Source organism: Prosthecobacter sp. GW821-HT29F12 (assembly GCF_058803405.1).
Window position 1 is genome coordinate 347,737 of the sequence record NZ_CM179517.1, and the last position, 16,158, is coordinate 363,894.

A 16,158-nucleotide genomic window follows, 5' to 3' on the forward strand; every position below is an offset into this window, starting at 1 on the left:
GATGTTTCTACTTGAGTTCTTGAATGCGGATGTTTTTCCACATCACTTCCTTGCCCACCGCTTCGGTCTTTTTGCCAATTCCGTGCACCTGCAGGGCGATGACGCCCTCGGCGGTCATGTCATCCGTGAAGTCCGCCGCGAGAACCCCATTGATGAAAGTCTTGATGCTGCTGCCACGGCACTCGATGCGCGCCTGGTTCCACTCACCCTGCCTGAAGGCCTTGCGCGCCGCCTCGTTGTTCTTCAGGTCAAAGAGCCAGCCACGGCGGCCTTCGTCATACACTCCGCCCGTGAAGGCACGCGCACTCGGATCAATCTCAAACTGATAGCCATGCACCCGATCCGCCGGGAATTTCTTCTTTTTTCCCGCGATCTCCACTTCCGTCTCCTGCGTGTAGTAGTTGCTGCGAAACTGTATCCCCGAGTTCATCGACGGATCGACCTTGAACTCGAGTTCCAGGATGAAGTTCCCGTACTTCTTCGTCGTGCACAGGAAGGAGTTGCCCGTGTCCGGCACCGTCTTGCCCACCACCGAACCGTTTTCCACACGGTACTCCGCCTTGCCACTGTGCTGCTCCCAGCCTGCAAGGGTCTTGCCATCAAACAGCGGGACAAAAGCGTCCTCGGCATGCAGGGCGGCAGTGAGGGAGAAAACAGCGGCGAAAGAAAGCAGACGGTTGGTCATAGGGCGGTGGTAAACGTCGCACTCCAGCACCGTCTCGCGGATATTTGCCCCTGCGACGGAGCATTTGTTCAAGCCGGGGCTTGCATCTGGTTCCCTGGTTTAGCCAGACGGAAAGTTCGGCCTCCAGCCCGCCATCGTGCTGCGGATCATTGGTCTGCGTTCCTGCCGGGGTGTTTCTCGATCAGGCAGGCAATTCATTGGACCGCTTAGGCGGGCATGTGAATGATCGCAGACTTGGGAATTCAAGTGTTCTGGAAGAAGGTGGCGGGTGGATCGATTAGGTGTTCCTTAAGTTGACGTAGCAGAATGTTAGGTCACATAGGGCGGGAAGCTGTGATTTCATAAACAAGCGGCTTTGTGCTCACATTTTCAAACCTTCTTGATCATGAAATTCCACATCCTTTCCTGGTTGCAAGTGGCTGCCTGCGCTGCAGGAATCTTGCTGGCTTTCCCCTGGGGCGCACATGCGGAACGCGACTCCTTCTTCACCGGTACCGGTAAAGATGGAGCCGTGACCATATCCACCTCCAATACTGTCGTAAACGCTTATGCTCAGGTCACTGCCGCCTTGAGCGCGGGTGGCAGTTCCGTCACAGTGTCGGCCACCACCGGCTTTGCCGTGGGAGATTTGATCCTGGTGCATCAGACCACCGGCATCAGTCCTGAGCCGTTGTCAGGCACGGCAGGTCCGGTGGTTCTCTCCAGCACCAGCGTGGGGCGTTGGGAGTTGGCGCGCATTTTGTCGATTTCGGGCCTGACACTGACGTTGACCAGGCCGCTTGTGAACTCATTTGACGGATCGGTAACGCAGGTCATTCGCGTGCCCGAGTACTCGAGCCTCACAATCAACGCCTCGCGCTCTGTGATTGCACAAGCTTGGAACGGCACCACGGGAGGGGTGGTGGCTTTCCTTGTATCCGGTACGCTCACCAATGGTGGCACCATCTCCACGGTGGCCAGGGGCTTTCGCGGCGGAAAACCGGTGAACGATACCTCGGGATCTACGGGTTCGGTAGGACTGGATGAACCTGCACCCACTGGCGCGCAGAAGGGCGAAGGCCTCGCGGTGAGTCGTTTCGGCGCTACCGCAACGGGGCTTGGCCGGGTGGCGAATGCTGCAGGAGGAGGCGTTGCCCATTTGTCTGGCGGAGGGGGGGGCGGGCACATCGGCGCTGGGGGGCAGGGGGGAAATTCCGAAGATGGCGGACGAGCCGTTGGCGGCCAGGGCGGTGCCGCGCTCTCGTACACAGCTTTGAATCACCTCCTGATGGGCGGCGGCGGAGGGGCTGGGCACACGGTAAACGGCGGCACGCCTCAGGGGGGAGCGGGTGGCGGGTGCATCTTTGTTCGGGCGGGCATCCTGGCGGGTACGGGCACCTGCCTGGCTTCCGGCTCTGTGGCGGGGAATTCAACTAGTGGAGACGCAGGTCCGGGGGGTGGTGCGGGGGGAACTCTTTATTTGCGCGTTGCTGGCAGCGCAGCCAGCGGCCAGCTTTTAGCTCTGGGCGCTCAGGGCGGATCCTGCACAACAGTCTCATCGGTGGGGCCGGGCGGTGGAGGAGGTGGCGGGCTCATCATTTTTCAAACAGGTAGCGGCATAGCAGCCCCAAGTGCCAGTGCAGTGGCGGGGGGAGCTGCGGGATTCGACCAATCGTTTCAGAACTTCGGTGCCACCGCGGGGACCGTGGGCAGTGTCACGACCTTGAGCGGCGGCTTTGCTCAGGTGGCGGTGCCTGTGCTCGCCACTCCTGCCGCAGGTGCCATGCTGCCCCCCTCCCCGGTCTTTTCCGGCACGGCCACAGCCTCCCACTTGGTCCATATTTTGGTGGATGGCGTGGAGATTGGCTCCACGACGGCGGATGGCAGCGGTAATTTCACCTTCACCCCTGGCACGCCGCTGGCCACCGGCCCGCACAGTGTGGCGGTGTATGCGGAAAATGCACCCCAGGCCACCTTCAGCACTGACTCGACTGCGGCGTCCGTCACCGTGTCCGCACTTTCCTCCAACGCGCTGCTTTCCGCGCTTTCTCTCAGCAGCGGCACCCTTTCACCGGTGTTTGCCTCCGCCACCACGGCCTACTCCGCCAGGGTGCTGCGGCCCAGCGACAGCATCACGGTTACCCCCACGGTGGCTGACAGCACCGCCACCGTGCAGGTCCGTGTGAACGGTGGTGCCTATGCGGCGGTGACCTCCGGCAGCGCCAGCGCGGCGCTCGCGCTAAATCTGGGCAGCAACACGATCGACGTGCTCGTCACCGCTCAGGACGGCACCACCACGATGACCTACACCACCACCGTCACCCGCTGGACCTATGTGGAAGGCTGGCGCAACTTTTACTTCAGCACCATTGCCAACACCGGCTCCGCTGCAGACACTGCCGCACCGCAGGGCGATGGCTTGCAGAACCTCCTGAAGTTCGCCCTAGGGATGAACCCTGCGGTCACCGGCGTGTCTCCGCTGGCTGTGGTCAGGAGCGCCAGCACGCTGGATGTCACCTATCCCCGCAGCATCGAGGCCATGACAGAGTGCACCTTCATCATTGAATGGAGCGACACCCTGCTGAGCGGGAGCTGGAGCACGTCCGGTGTGACCGAGTCCATCCTCAGCGCCACCAGCACCTTGCAGCAGGTGAAGGCCAGTATCCCTGCGGCCTCCGGAGTCCAGCGCCGCTTTGTCCGACTGCGGGTGACGAGGCCGTGAGGAATCCATGAAACAAAGTGCTGCTGCTGCTGAGGCGCGGCACCTCAAGGGAAAAGTATTTCCGGTCGCCAATGGCGGGTGATCCCCTGTGGCCGCCCTGCGATCCTGGAACCGTATCAAGAACCGTCATACCCCGGTCACAAACCTTGTCCGGTTTTGGCTCGCACTGCGGGATGAACCCGCTAAAACATCCGCAGACTGCTCCAACCCAACCCATGAAGCGCTACTCCCTCGGCATCGACTACGGCACCAATTCCTGCCGCTCTCTCCTCATCGACCTCGACAACGGTGCCGAAGTCGGCTCCACCGTCTTCAATTACCCGAGCGGCGAGATTGGCATCCTGCTCGATCCCAAAGACCCCCACGTCGCCCGGCAGAACCCACAGGATTACCTCGACGGCCTCGAAGCCGTGGTGCGTGGTGCCTTGCAGCAGGCGCAGGCAAACGTCCCCGGCTTTGATCCCGCTCAGGTCATCGGCATCGGCATCGACACCACCGGCAGCACCCCCATTCCAGTAAACAAAGAAGGCACGCCACTCGGTCTGCTGCCTGAGTTTAAGAACAACCTCAACGCCATGGTCTGGCTCTGGAAAGACCACACCGGCTACGCCGAGGCGGCGGAGATCACACAGCTCGCCCACGAGATGCGCCCAAACATCATCGCCAAATGCGGCGGCATCTATTCCAGCGAATGGTGGTGGAGCAAAATCCTCCGCCTCCGCCGCGTGGACGCCCGGGTCTTCGAGGCCGCCTTCAGCTTCGTCGAGCACTGCGACTGGATTCCCGCCGTACTCACCGGCAACACCGATCCTCTCACCCTCAAGCGCGGTGTGTGCAGCGCCGGGCACAAGGCCATGTTCAGCACCGAGTGGGGCGGCCTTCCGGACAAAGAATTCCTCGCCCGGCTCGATCCCGCACTCGCTGATCTCCGCGACCGCCTCTACTCCGTGGCCCACACCGCCGATGTGAAAGCCGGCTCTCTCTGCGCCGAATGGTCCCAGCGCCTCGGCCTCAAAGCAGGCATCGGCATCAGCGTCGGTGCCTTTGATGCGCACATGGGCGCGGTTGGCGCAGGCATCAAGGAAGGCACGCTGGTCAAAATCCTCGGCACCAGCACCTGCGATCTCATGATCGCTCCTACCAGCAAACCTCTCGCCGACATCCCAGGCGTCTGCGGCATCGTGAACGGCTCCGTGCTCCCCGGCTACTACGGCATCGAGGCCGGACAAAGCGCCGTGGGCGACATCTTCCTCTGGTTCGTCAATCACCTCGTGCCCGACACCTACGGCGCCACCGTGGGCGAAAAATTCGTCAACATGGAGAAGGCCATGCACGGCAAAAAGCCCGGCTCCACCGGCCTGCTCGCGCTCGATTGGAACAACGGCAACCGCACCGTCCTCGTTGATGTCCGCCTCACCGGCCTGCTCCTCGGCCAGACCCTCCACACCGAAGCCCACGAAATCTACCGCGCCTACATCGAGGCCACCGCCTTCGGTGCGCTCACCATCATCAAGCGCGTCGAAGAATACGGCGTCAAAATCGAGGAAGTCATCAACACCGGCGGCCTCTCCATCAAAAACGCCACCCTCATGCAGTGCTACGCCGACATCATCGGCAAGCCCATGAAAGTCAGCCAGAGCGAGCAGACCTGTGCCCTCGGCGCCGCCATCTTCGGTGCCGCCGCCGCCGGGGCAGGGGACATCCACACCCTCCAGTCCCAAGTCACCGCCACCCGCGAAAAAGTCTATTACCCCATCCCCGAAAACCAAACCGTCTACGCCGAGCTCTACACCCTCTACCGCACCCTCCATGATGCCTTCGGCACCACCGAATGGAGCGGCAAGATAAACCACGTGATGAAGCAGTTGCTGGACATCCGCGCACGGCAGAGCTGAGGCGAGGGCTTGTTTTTGAGCCGAGCTCGGCTAAACTCCGTCTGTGGAAACAGAAACCCTGGCCCGCAAACTTGGCACCACGACACACCTTTCTCCTCTGTTGATGAAGGCGCGTCGGCTGGGGCTGCGTGTGCCAGAGGATCTGCGCACGTTGGCTGTCCAGCGGGGGTGTCGTCACTACTGGCAAGGAGATGAGCCAGCGGGCGAACTTGTCCCGGTGGAAGTCTTCTCCAATGAGGAACTTGCCGTGGCGCTGCTTTCCATCGCGCAGGTTTACGATCCTTTTTCGATCCGTTGCGGGGCTGCCATGCTCGGAGCGGATGGGAATGATCCGCATGCGCTGGCTCGGCTTGCGGTTTGGGAGCGCAGCGAAATGGTCGTCGCCTATGTGGCGGCATGTGGTAGGAAATACGAACCCGACAATTCTTTTTGGACTGAACTGCTGGCGCTGCTACCGCCCATGCCGGAGCCTAAAGACGGCGTGATGCCTCATCCCACCCGCTTCGTGGCAATGAATGGTTACGAGCGGCATGTGGGGAGGAAAACTACTTTCGAATGGCAGCGTCCACGGCGTTTTGCGGCATGACTAATGCTGAGATTATTGCCTCCACCCTGGATGGTTTGCTCGACCATGAGGTTTCCTTGGTTTCTTATGGCCGTGCCTCCATCGCGCTTGGGTTCGATGACGTGCCAGCAGCCATTGGACGTTCATTGGACATGGATGTGATTTTACGCTTCTCCAAGTCTGCTGAACTGGAAGCAGATGACCAGTTTTGGGAAGCCCAATCCCAGGTGAATGCAATTCTGGAAAAGCAGGGGCTTTATATGACACATCTGTTTCAAGAGGATCAGGTCTTTCTCCGCTCGGACTGGGAGGATCACATCGTTCCAGTGCTCCGTCCGCCCACCCGATTTCTGAAGCTCTTTCGTCCTCACACCATCGACCTCATCCTGACCAAAATGATGCGCGGCAACGACCCGCAAGACATGCAGGACGTCGAGTTCCTGATCCGTCACGATGGCATCACCAGTGAACAGATGGAACCCGCCTTTCGCGACGTGCGCATGCCGGACATCCAAGAACTGCGCGATGCTTTCAAACGAGCGCTGCCGGTGGTGATGCGGTTGCTCGACACTTGTTCGCCCTCGTGAGCACCATGGACTGGCGTCACATTCTCTACCCGGCCCTGCTCCTTCTGCTCCTCTGGCTGGGGCCGTATGTGTCTGTGATCTTCCAGCAGGATTTCTCCAAAACCTCGCCGGACACCTCGGCCGGTGATCGCCGCCTCATTCGCCTTTGCCTTCGTGGCTTGATTGTCATCACAGCCGTCTTGCTGTTGCATTGGTGGCTCGGCTGATGTGGCGGAAGCTGTTCGCCTCATTCTCGCAAGCTCTCCCCTCTCCCCGGCGTTTTCTCCCACTCATGACTTTCCGCACGCTTTCCCTGCTCCTCGCTCTCACCCCTGCGCTCCTCCCTGCCGAAGACTGGCCGCAGTGGCGCGGCCCGCGTCTCGATGGTACCTCCAAAGACACCGGCTTTCCGATCTCCGCAGATGGCAATGTCACATGGAAGGTCGAGCTCCCCGGCAGTGGTCATGCTTCGCCCATCGTGTGGCAGGATCGCGTTTTCATCGTCGCCGCACTGACAGAAAACCAGGAGCGCGTCCTGCTCTGTATCGATCGCGCTTCAGGCAAACAGCTCTGGCAGTCCACGGTCCTCAAAGCACCCATCGAAAGCATCCACAAACTCAACAGCCAGGCCTCCAGCACACCCGCCACCGATGGCGAGCGCGTCTTCACCGCCTTCCTCGACAACACCGAGACTGACGCCACACGCGCGGCGAATGCCGGCCGTGTCATCGGCAAAGGCGAAGTGCCCAAAGGTACCGTCGTCATCTCCGCGCACGACTTCAGCGGCAAACAAATCTGGCAGGTGCGCCCCGGCCTATTCTCCAGCAAGCACGGCTTCTGCTCCAGCCCCATCGTTTTTGAGGACAAGGTCATCGTCAATTGCGACCACGATGGCGACGGCTACATCGTCGCCCTCGCCAGAGCCGACGGCAAAGAGCTCTGGCGCATCGCCCGCCCCAACAACACCCGCAGCTACTGCGTCCCTCTCATTCGCGACATCGGCGGCCGCACGCAGATGGTCCTCTCCGGCACCATGTGCGTCACCAGCTATGACCCGCGCACCGGCAAGCTCCTCTGGATCATCGACGGCCCCACCGAGCAGTTCGTCGCCTCCATCGTTTACAGCGAGCAGTCCGGCCTCCTCTACATGACCGGCGGCTTCCCCGAGCACCACCTCCTCGCCATCAAGCCCGACGGCAGCGGCAACGTCACCAACACCCACATCGTCTGGCGCACCAACAAAGGCGTCTCCTACGTCCCATCACCCATCATCGAAGGCAGCCACCTGCTCAATGTCTCCGACTCCGGCGTCGCCCACTGCTTCGATGCGAAATCCGGCGAGATCCAATGGGAGGAGCGCATGCGCGAGCACCACGCCTCCCTCACCAGCGCCGAAGGCCACGTCTTTTTCATCAACGACTTCGGCATCCTCCGCACCGTCCAGCCCGACAAAACCTACAAGCTCCTCGCCGAAAGCGAACTCAAGGAAAAAGTCTTCGCCTCCCCCGCACTCAGCGAAGGCCAGATCTTCATCCGCACCGACAAAAGCCTCATCTGCCTCGGCAAACGCACCGCCAAGACCGCTTCGCGCTGAGTGGAAGGCCTGAGTTCGATCACCTAATCAACCCAGTAGAGGACTTGATGTTTGCTCTGCGATACAGCGATCCCTTTATAGTGAAAATTGTTCATGTTGCTGCTGGGTCTTGGCGGCGGTGAAAAATCAAAGAAGATAAAATCATCCCCAAAGTGATGTTCCTGACTGTCAGAGGCATAAGCATCCCATCTTCTGGCGCGCCATGGTTTTGGAATAATGGTCAAAAAACCGGCTGTCTTCTCAACAGAAAGGGCGGTGTGTTTAGCCCTCAAGCGTTGCTCAATGTCAGATATTTCCGAAGAGGGTAGCGTGAGCAAGAGCTTAACTTTCAAGCCACTAATAAATCCTGGAGAGTAATAAAACTTAGCATCGGTTGCCGAAGCCGGGATTCGTGCGGGAAGATGTTCGAAATTGCGGTCAGAAAGATTCTTTGATGCCTCATTCTTTTTTAATTTGCCGATGATGGTCTCATATTGCCCCAGGCGGGTGGTGGGAGAGTAGGCGAAATAACAAAACGCAGCGACGAGCGCCACAAAAGCGAGGTATAATGAGCATCCAATGATGACCATCCATTTGATGAAGTGAAGAAAATCACGCATGCGATAAGTCCCGCTTAAGGTTTCTTTCCTTCACACGCGGTGACTGGAAGAGGAATCAAGTGTTGGGCTCACAATTAAAGTCAGAAATGTTTCCGTGGTGCAAGACCGTTTTAGTGAACTCCCAACCGCCTTCCCCATGCTTCACCGCACACTCTCCCTTCTCCTCGCCACATCCCTCGCAGCTTTCGCTGCCGAGCCCGTCCCTGAATTCAAAGGCTCCATCGAAAAACTCGACCCCGCGCTCGATGCCTTGATCGCTCCCGACACAAAAATCGAAGTGCTCGCCTCCGGCTTCAACTGGTCCGAAGGCCCCGTCTGGCGCGATGGCGGCATCGTCTTCTCAGACGTGCCGGAAAACACCGTCTTCGGCTGGAAGGAAGGCGACACCGCAGCCAAGGTCATGCTCAAACCCAGCGGCAGTCTCAGCGGAGATGGCCAGGGCTCAAACGGTCTCCAAGTCGATGCCCAAGGAAATCTCATCCTCTGCCAGCATGGCGAGCGTCGCATCGCACGTCTGGAAAAGGACGGCACCTTCACCTCTCTGGCGGACAAGTATGAAGGCAAGCGCTTCAACAGCCCTAACGACCTCGTCATCGCAAAAAGCGGCACCATCTTCTTCACCGATCCCCCCTACGGCCTGAAGAAAGGCGAGGCACCCGAGCTCCAGCAGCACGGCATCTACGCCGTGACTCCTGCTGGCAAAGTCTCGCTGGTAATCTCAGACATTCGTTTCCCAAACGGCATCGCTCTGAGCCCCGATCAAAAGATACTCTACATCGCCGTGTCTGATCCTAAGGACACCCGCGTCATGGCCTACGATCTCCAAGACAACGGCACTACAAAAAACGGCCGCGTCTTCTTCAATGCCCAGCCTCTCAAAAGCGCCGAACGCAAAGGCGGGTGTGATGGCATGAAGGTGGACGCCAATGGCAACATCTGGACCACCGGCCCCGGTGGCGTCCTGATCATCAACAAAGACGGCAAACACCTCGGCAGCATCCTCACCGGCCAGGCCACGGCCAACTGCGCCTTCGGCGGCGCTGACCACAGCACCCTCTACATCACCGCAGACATGTTCCTGCTGCGCGTTAAAACGCTCGCCAAGGGGCTGTGAAAGTACTCATGAGCTTTAGCTCATTGCAGGGTCTTCATGAGCTGATGCCCTTCACCAGCTTCACCAGCTTCACCAGCGCCAGCGCATTCATTACTGCCTTCGGCACAAACGACCCCGGCTCCACATACTCAGGCAGCTTGCTCCCATCAGCGCTGCGTTCAGAACAGTGCGCATTGGCACCATAGGGTCCGAGACCATCGAGCGTGGGCGCCAGGTGCCAGAGGTGGTTCGCATCACTCAAGCCACCGCGCGGCACCGAGACCGCCGTGAGATTCATCATCGCAGCAGCCTCATGCCAGAGGTGAAACAAAGCTTCAGACTCCACACCCCCAGGCCACGCAGCAGTGATACCGGTCCGTTCTGCCGTGAGCTTTGCGCCGTTGGCCGCCGTGCCGCTGAGCGTTGCAAAAAAATCATCCGCCTGCTGCAATGCCGCAGGCTCCGTGGCCCGGCATTCCCATTCGGCCACCGCTTCATGCGGCACGCGATTCACCACCGTGCCACCCTGCACCAGGCCGATGTTCACCGTTCGCTCAGCTTCCGGATTCGTCAGCGCGGCGATGTCCGGCAGCACACGCGCGAGCGCATCGATCGCATTGATGCCCTCATGGTGCTTGCTGCCCGCATGCGCGGCCTTGCCTTCGGCGCTGAGCCTCCACGTGCTGCGGCCTTTGCGCGAGGTCACAATGTGCCAGCCGCGCTCATCCACCGGCCCGCCTTCAAACACCAGCACCGCGCGTGCTTTCCCTCCGCAACGTTCAGCGGTCACACGGCCAAAATCGTCCCCCGTGATTTCTTCAGCAGCATTGGCAGCCACGAGCCAGTGCGTGCGCTCAAACACCTCGGGAGCCGCATCCCGCAGGCTTTGCAGGATGAGCCAGATCAAGGCCGTGCCGCCTTTGTTATCCACGGTGCCCGGCCCATAGATGCGGCCTTCCACGGGGCGTTCATCCCACTTGAAATCATTCAGCCGTTCTTCCTCGGGTGGAAACACCGTGTCAGAGTGCGTGACGAGCACGATGGGTTCTCCCCCTTGACCGCGATGCGTGAGAAAGAGGTGATGGCCGGTGCCGGGAGTGACACAGGGCGCAAGTTCAGCCTCAAAACCCAGCGGCGCAAAAGCTGCTGTCGTCAGCCGGGCCACTTCATCCACTCCTTCAGCATTGGCGGTGAAGCTGTTGATGGCCACGAGACGGCGCAGGAAATCGAGCGCAGCCGGGAGATGGCGTTCAGCGGCAGATTGGAAAAGAGAAACATTCATCGCGGTACAGCGCCAATGCCGGGAAGGTTGGGCATGATCAGGTTGCCGTTGGCATCATACGTGATGCCCGTGAAGTCGTCATCGGCCACGTAGAAATGCCCGTCGAGGTCGATCCAGTCGGCCCACGGTGCCAGATGCGCCGCAGCGGTGGTGCCCAGGCTGGTTTCGATCATGCAGCCAAGCAGGACCTGTAGGCTCTGCTCCTTCGCCGCCGCGATCATGGCCACGGCAGCATCCAGGCTGCCGCTCTTGAGGAGCTTGATGTTCACGCCATCCACGAAATCCGCGAGTGCGATAACATCCGCCACGGTTTGCACGCTTTCATCCGCGAAGATCGGCGGGGGATTGCCAGGAAGCAGCGCGCGCAGTTCTTCCCAGCCATCGACACCAAGGCGGTGATGGATGGGCTGCTCGATCAGCGTCGGGCTGTATTCCGCAACCTTCTCGATCATGAGCGGAGCCTCGGCCATGTCCCAGCCGCCGTTCACATCCAGCAGCAGTTTCGCATGCGGCGCAGCCTGGCGTGCGACGGAGACGATGGCAATGTCCAGCCCCAGGTCACCTGAGCCGAGCTTGAGTTTGAGCACGGGAAATTGGGTGGCGATCTCGCGCACCTTGTCCGCAAAAACATCGAGATCCTCGGGAATGCTGAAGGATCGGCAGCCGGGTGGAGTGTGATGCACGGGCAAGCCCAGTTTCGACTCGGCAAAGGCCGCAAACGTCCGGCCCGTCTGGTGGCCGATGATGTCATGGCGCAGCAGATTGAGCGCGAGGCCTGCGGTGCGCGGCAGTACTTCTGGCAGCACGGCTTGATTGAGCACGGCCAGCGTCAGCGCCGGATCTTCTCCATAGTAGGGGACAAACGGGGCCTCAGTGACGAGCTCTCCATTCGAAACACGGAGCACCTGGCGAGTAGCCGAGGTGCCGTGGGCGATGCGAAAAGGCTCGCTGAGATGAAGGGTTTTGATCTCGAAGTGCAATGCTCCCAGTCAAAGGTCAAGAGCCCCGCTGGTCAAGGAGTCCTGTCTCGATCTTCGCTGGTCGTTGCCCCGCCGAATGATCATTGCGGCTTCGGGTCGCGGTTGAACATGCGCTGGAAGAAGTTTTTCTTCTTGGCTGGCACCTCCACCGGCTCAGGCACGGGGGGCGGCGGCACTTGCGGAAAGCGCTGGGCCGCCTGAGCCCCCGACGTGGTGCGAATGTCTTCGCTCAGCGAGGTCTCGCGGACGCTGTCGGTGTCAGTCACCACCTGCGGCTGAATGAAAACGATCAGCTCCTTGCGGGTCACGCTGTTGTTGTCCGTGCGGAAGAGCTTGCCCAGACCGGGGATTTTGCCGAGGAAGGGGATGCCGTTCTGGCCGAGATTTTTCTCCTCGGAAATGAGGCCGCCGAGCACGATCGTGTTGCGGTCCGGGATGGTGACGGAGGTCACAAGCTGCTCGGTTCCGATGATCGGGACCAGGTTGGGGGTGATGAGCTGGGTGCCGATGAGAGTGTCGTTGATTTGAGAAATGGTGAGCGTGACTTCGCCATCCGTGTTGATCAGCGGCACGACCTCAAGCTTCAGAACCACATCAAGGTAGCTGGTGGTGGATGTAACGGTGCCGTTGAGGTTGGCGGCGTTCGTGACGGTGCTTGCCGGATACGGAACTTTGCGACCGGAAGAAATGACCGCCTTCTTGTTGTTCAGGGCGAAAATGGAGGGCCGGGAGAGGACTTTGAAATTGCTGTTGGTCTGCAGCGCATTGAGGAAGATTCCCAGGCCGCTGCCGGCGGCACCATACAGGTTCAGGCCGGAGCTGGGACCAAACGGGGTGGTGATGGCATTGTTGCGCAGGTCATTGATGGCTCGTCCCGCGCCGCCCGTCCCGCCAAGAATGTCCGTGCGGTTGGTGATGCTGCTCGCTGTGAAGTTCTTGTTGGTCAGGGAGGAGATGTAATCCACCCCGGTGATCATCGTGTCAGTCAGGGTCAGTTCACCAATGACGGTGGCGAGGTAAACTTGGGAAGGTTTGCGGTCGAGCTTGTCGAGCAGGGCATCGACTTTGGAGATCTCTTCCTGCCTGCCAATCACGATGATCGTGTTCGACATCGGGTCTGCGACAATGCGGCTCTTGCCGACAAGCACGGACACTGGGGCGTTGTTTTCCGTGGGGCCAGACACGACGTCAGCACGGGAGCCTCCAGTGCTTGTAGCTGATGATGTGGTGCCGGTGGTTCCTGTGGACGCACTGGCGGTGTCAGAGCCAGATGCGGAGGAGGCGGTGTTGCCCACCACGCCACCCCGTGTGCCCTGGGTGGTTCTGCCGCCAAGGAGCTGGCTGCTGTTCGTCGCCAGCACCTGCTGGCGCTGTTGTTGAATGCTGCCCCCGCCCGGCAGCTGGGTGGTGCCGGCGTTCACTTCCTGCAACCGGTCCACCAGCGCACTCAAGACATCCAGGGCGGCGGCATACTTGAGCTTGCGCTCATACGGCTCCGTACTGTCCAGCGGCTTGTCAAATTCAGCTATGAGGCTGGCGACGTAGGTGTAGTCCAGCGGTGAAGCCACGACGAGGATCTGGTTCAAACGCGTGTCTGCCACCACCTGCGTGCTGGGCTGGGGATTCAGCGCATTTTGATTCGATGACAGCGATGAATTGTTTGGGACGGACGGGGGTCTTGGGGCGTTGTTGTCGCCGCCTTTGTTGTCACGGCCATCACTGGCGGCGGAACCACGGATCGTGTTCACGCCCTTCGTTTCCTTTTCCTGCGCCTGCGCATTCAAGGTGGCCTGAATGATCTGGGCGATCACGGCCGCATCGGCAAATTTGATGGGAATGAATTTCGTGACCAGCGTGGAGCCGGTGTCACCGAGATCAATCGCTTCACGAATGCCGATGAGCTGCTTGACGATCGTGGCGCTTTCCGTGATCAGCAGTCCGGGCGGGGAGGTCACCGGTGTGATGCGGCCATAAGCACCCAGACCCACATGTCCGGAGAACATGGTGGCGGCGTCCTCAGGCGCGAGGTAGTCCAGCTTCATGAAGTAGGACACGATGCTTTCACCGTCAGGGATGTCCATGGCACTGGTGTAAAACCGCACCCCATGGGAGAACTGCACGGCATTCGCACTTTGGTTGCGTGCCGGCAGGATCTTGGCGCTGTTGCTGCCAGGCTCGTTCACAATGGCGTAGCCGTTCGCGAGCAGTGAGGCCTCGATGAGCTTGATGGCTTCGGCTTTAGGAACCTGCTTGGGGGTGACGAGGCTGATCGTGGCCCCTTCAAAAATGTTGGTGTCCTTGATCAGCGTGTAGCCCGTGAGCTTCTCATAGATCGCCAGCAGGTCGGCCACGGGATTGTTGGCAAACTGCATCATCACGTTGTCTCCGGTGATCTGAAAGGCCTCCGCCTCTCCTGCGGCACCACCAGCGCCGTCAGGACTCATGCCGCCAGGACCGCCAAAACCACCGCCCGGTGCTCCAAAGCCACCACGGCGGCCAAAACCGCTGCGCCCACCGCCAGGGAAACCTCCTCCAGGAGGGCGTGCGCCGTCAGGAGGCATTGCAGGGGCTGTGCCGCTTGCTGCAGGGGCGGCGACTGGCGGAGTCGGTGGGGGAAGGGGGGGCGGAGTGGTGGTAGTGGTTGTTGTTGTGGCCGCAGGCGTTTCCGTCGTGGCGGCTGCAGGAACTGCGGCAGGTGTCGGAGGTGGGGCTGGCGGTACAATGCTCTGCCCGCGCACAACGGCGGAGATGGCAAACAGAAGCGTGGTGAGGGCAGGAAGACAACGATGCATGCGAAAGGGATGTGGCGTGAGTGGCAGGTGGGGACTTCAGCGGGGCGTGTTATTTGCCCCCGCCGTCATCTTTTTGGATCTTTTCAAACATGGTGCGGATGGCATTGCGGCGCTCCTCCTCAGGAGCGTTGCGGAACTTTTCATCGCTGAACTTTTCACGCATGGCATCGCGGAATTTTTCCTTGGCTTTGTCGGAGAGACTTTCGTACTTCTTCCGGTCTTCCTCACTGGGGCCCCGGTTGCCTCGGTTGAGTCGGTCTCCGCCGGAGGAATCATTGCGTGGGCCTCGGTCGCCCTTGTCACTTTTTCCCTTCGTCAGGTCGTTTTTGTCCAGCACGCTGTGCCGGATGCTGAAGGTCTCTCCACCGATGGCAATCTTGGCCTGGGCGCGCTCAATGTTGCTGGTGGGCAGTGCTTCAATCAGTTTCCAGCCTTTGAGATTGGGTTCTTCGCTGACGACTAGGGACTGCTTCTCGTTCTTGTCAAAAATGGTCACGACCGGTTTGCCATTCACGTAGGCCATCCCGGTGAGCACAAGGGAATCAGAGATGCTGACGATGCGGGTGAACGGGGAGTTTTGAATGATCGCGCTCAATGACGTCGCATCAAAAGGCTGCGGCAGGTCGGGATCCACAGGCCCGGCAGGCGCTGCGGATGCGGCCACGGGTTGCTCCGGTGTCAGTAGTTCGTCTCCGGGCAGTGCCAGCAGATCCGAAGTCGTGAGCTGTGCCTCGGCAGGCGCAGCTGGTACAATCGACTGCGCGCGCAGGCTCAGTGCCGCGCTCAGCATCAGCAGAGTGGTGGAAAGAGTTTTCATGGCTGGAATCCGGCTTCAGGTTTGAACCAGCGCGCCAGGACGAGGTTGCACAAGGCCTGGGGTGTCTTTTCTTTAGCTTTGCCGTCGATCTCCAGCTCCAGCTGCTTGATGGCTTGAAACTTTTCAGGCGACTGCAAAGTGGCCAGCCAGCCCAGGAGCGTGGTTTGATCACCGCGCAGCCTTACTTCGACGGCCACCTCACGATACACGGAGGCGTTCGTCTTGCTGTCCGCCGCATCCGGCAGCAGCTGCTGCTTCTGCACCTGCAGCTGGTAGTCGAGCGCCACATTCTGAATCTCTTCCAGCAGTTTGGCCTGCGCCGTGCCCAGGCTCTCGGTGGTGGGCATGTGCTGCTCCATCCACGCCGAGCGCTTGTCCCAGAACTCACGGTCGTCCATCCAGTGGCTGTTCTCCTTTTTCTCATTCTCCAGCGAGGTGATGCGCGCCAGCACCGCCGTGCGGCGGTCCAGAAACTGCTTCAGCATGATGAACGTCGCCATCAGCACCAGGGCACCGATGCAGGCTCCGAGCAGTTTCTTTTCACGTTGGGTGAGGGCGAGTGCCATGGAATTTGAAAAAATCGGATTCG

At 60.1% G+C, this 16,158-nt stretch carries 14 protein-coding genes; 7 read left to right on the forward strand and 7 right to left on the reverse strand.

Going from position 1 to position 16,158, the window contains the following annotated elements:
* Positions 1–7: 7 nt before the first annotated feature.
* Positions 8–757: a 3-keto-disaccharide hydrolase gene (locus AC3RLQ_RS01365; RefSeq protein WP_493033613.1), complete on the reverse strand. Its 750-nt coding sequence runs from the start codon at positions 755–757 to the stop codon at positions 8–10.
* Between the two features lie 313 nt (positions 758–1,070).
* Between AC3RLQ_RS01365 and agmC the strand changes: the two genes are divergently transcribed.
* The 6 genes from agmC to AC3RLQ_RS01395 all read left to right on the forward strand — a co-directional run bounded on the left by agmC (position 1,071) and on the right by AC3RLQ_RS01395 (position 8,006).
* Positions 1,071–3,386 (forward strand): adventurous gliding motility protein AgmC, encoded by a 2,316-nt coding sequence (agmC, locus tag AC3RLQ_RS01370; RefSeq protein ID WP_493033615.1) that lies wholly within the window; start codon positions 1,071–1,073, stop codon positions 3,384–3,386.
* A 215-nt stretch (positions 3,387–3,601) separates the two neighbouring features.
* Positions 3,602–5,281 (forward strand): ribulokinase, encoded by a 1,680-nt coding sequence (locus tag AC3RLQ_RS01375; RefSeq protein WP_493033617.1) that lies wholly within the window; start codon positions 3,602–3,604, stop codon positions 5,279–5,281.
* Between the two features lie 43 nt (positions 5,282–5,324).
* Positions 5,325–5,867 (forward strand): hypothetical protein, encoded by a 543-nt coding sequence (locus AC3RLQ_RS01380; RefSeq protein WP_493033619.1) that lies wholly within the window; start codon positions 5,325–5,327, stop codon positions 5,865–5,867.
* The gene (locus AC3RLQ_RS01385) at positions 5,837–6,433 is read left to right on the forward strand and encodes a hypothetical protein (protein ID WP_493033621.1); all 597 of its coding nucleotides are present in this window, start codon (positions 5,837–5,839) and stop codon (positions 6,431–6,433) included. Before AC3RLQ_RS01380 ends, AC3RLQ_RS01385 begins: the two co-directional genes overlap by 31 nt.
* 5 nt (positions 6,434–6,438) lie before the next feature.
* Positions 6,439–6,639: a hypothetical protein gene (locus AC3RLQ_RS01390; protein ID WP_493033623.1), complete on the forward strand. Its 201-nt coding sequence runs from the start codon at positions 6,439–6,441 to the stop codon at positions 6,637–6,639.
* A 65-nt stretch (positions 6,640–6,704) separates the two neighbouring features.
* Positions 6,705–8,006 (forward strand): PQQ-binding-like beta-propeller repeat protein, encoded by a 1,302-nt coding sequence (locus tag AC3RLQ_RS01395; protein WP_493033625.1) that lies wholly within the window; start codon positions 6,705–6,707, stop codon positions 8,004–8,006.
* Between the two features lie 23 nt (positions 8,007–8,029).
* Here the strand turns inward: AC3RLQ_RS01395 and AC3RLQ_RS01400 are convergent, their stop codons facing one another.
* Positions 8,030–8,605 (reverse strand): hypothetical protein, encoded by a 576-nt coding sequence (locus tag AC3RLQ_RS01400; protein ID WP_493033627.1) that lies wholly within the window; start codon positions 8,603–8,605, stop codon positions 8,030–8,032.
* A 136-nt stretch (positions 8,606–8,741) separates the two neighbouring features.
* On the opposite strand from AC3RLQ_RS01400, the gene AC3RLQ_RS01405 reads away from it, so the two are divergent.
* Positions 8,742–9,719 (forward strand): SMP-30/gluconolactonase/LRE family protein, encoded by a 978-nt coding sequence (locus AC3RLQ_RS01405; RefSeq protein WP_493033629.1) that lies wholly within the window; start codon positions 8,742–8,744, stop codon positions 9,717–9,719.
* 34 nt (positions 9,720–9,753) lie between these two features.
* On the opposite strand, the gene AC3RLQ_RS01410 is transcribed toward AC3RLQ_RS01405, so the two are convergent.
* The 5 genes from AC3RLQ_RS01410 to AC3RLQ_RS01430 form a co-directional block, all read right to left on the reverse strand.
* Positions 9,754–10,980, reverse strand: coding sequence for a M20/M25/M40 family metallo-hydrolase (locus AC3RLQ_RS01410; protein ID WP_493033631.1), 1,227 nt, complete (start codon positions 10,978–10,980; stop codon positions 9,754–9,756).
* Positions 10,977–11,960, reverse strand: a complete 984-nt coding sequence (locus AC3RLQ_RS01415) for an enolase C-terminal domain-like protein (protein ID WP_493033633.1) — start codon at positions 11,958–11,960, stop codon at positions 10,977–10,979. Before AC3RLQ_RS01415 ends, AC3RLQ_RS01410 begins: the two co-directional genes overlap by 4 nt.
* A gap of 80 nt (positions 11,961–12,040) precedes the next feature.
* Complete coding sequence (locus AC3RLQ_RS01420) at positions 12,041–14,752, reverse strand: secretin GspD/PilQ domain-containing protein (RefSeq protein ID WP_493033635.1); 2,712 nt, start codon at positions 14,750–14,752, stop codon at positions 12,041–12,043.
* Positions 14,753–14,801: 49 nt separating this feature from the next.
* On the reverse strand, positions 14,802–15,569 hold the full coding sequence (locus AC3RLQ_RS01425; RefSeq protein WP_493033638.1) for a hypothetical protein: 768 nt from the start codon (positions 15,567–15,569) through the stop codon (positions 14,802–14,804).
* The gene (locus tag AC3RLQ_RS01430) at positions 15,566–16,135 is read right to left on the reverse strand and encodes a GspMb/PilO family protein (RefSeq protein WP_493033640.1); all 570 of its coding nucleotides are present in this window, start codon (positions 16,133–16,135) and stop codon (positions 15,566–15,568) included. Before AC3RLQ_RS01430 ends, AC3RLQ_RS01425 begins: the two co-directional genes overlap by 4 nt.
* Between the last annotated feature and the right edge of the window lie 23 nt (positions 16,136–16,158).

Coding starts and splice junctions, on each gene's coding strand:
- agmC (WP_493033615.1), top strand. CDS start 1,071: ATGAAATTCCACATCCTTTCCTGGTTGCAAGTGGCTGCCTGCGCTGCA.
- AC3RLQ_RS01375 (WP_493033617.1), top strand. CDS start 3,602: ATGAAGCGCTACTCCCTCGGCATCGACTACGGCACCAATTCCTGCCGC.
- AC3RLQ_RS01385 (WP_493033621.1), top strand. CDS start 5,837: ATGGCAGCGTCCACGGCGTTTTGCGGCATGACTAATGCTGAGATTATT.
- AC3RLQ_RS01390 (WP_493033623.1), top strand. CDS start 6,439: ATGGACTGGCGTCACATTCTCTACCCGGCCCTGCTCCTTCTGCTCCTC.
- AC3RLQ_RS01395 (WP_493033625.1), top strand. CDS start 6,705: ATGACTTTCCGCACGCTTTCCCTGCTCCTCGCTCTCACCCCTGCGCTC.
- AC3RLQ_RS01400 (WP_493033627.1), bottom strand. CDS start 8,605: ATGCGTGATTTTCTTCACTTCATCAAATGGATGGTCATCATTGGATGC.
- AC3RLQ_RS01405 (WP_493033629.1), top strand. CDS start 8,742: ATGCTTCACCGCACACTCTCCCTTCTCCTCGCCACATCCCTCGCAGCT.
- AC3RLQ_RS01410 (WP_493033631.1), bottom strand. CDS start 10,980: ATGAATGTTTCTCTTTTCCAATCTGCCGCTGAACGCCATCTCCCGGCT.
- AC3RLQ_RS01420 (WP_493033635.1), bottom strand. CDS start 14,752: ATGCATCGTTGTCTTCCTGCCCTCACCACGCTTCTGTTTGCCATCTCC.
- AC3RLQ_RS01425 (WP_493033638.1), bottom strand. CDS start 15,569: ATGAAAACTCTTTCCACCACTCTGCTGATGCTGAGCGCGGCACTGAGC.
- AC3RLQ_RS01430 (WP_493033640.1), bottom strand. CDS start 16,135: ATGGCACTCGCCCTCACCCAACGTGAAAAGAAACTGCTCGGAGCCTGC.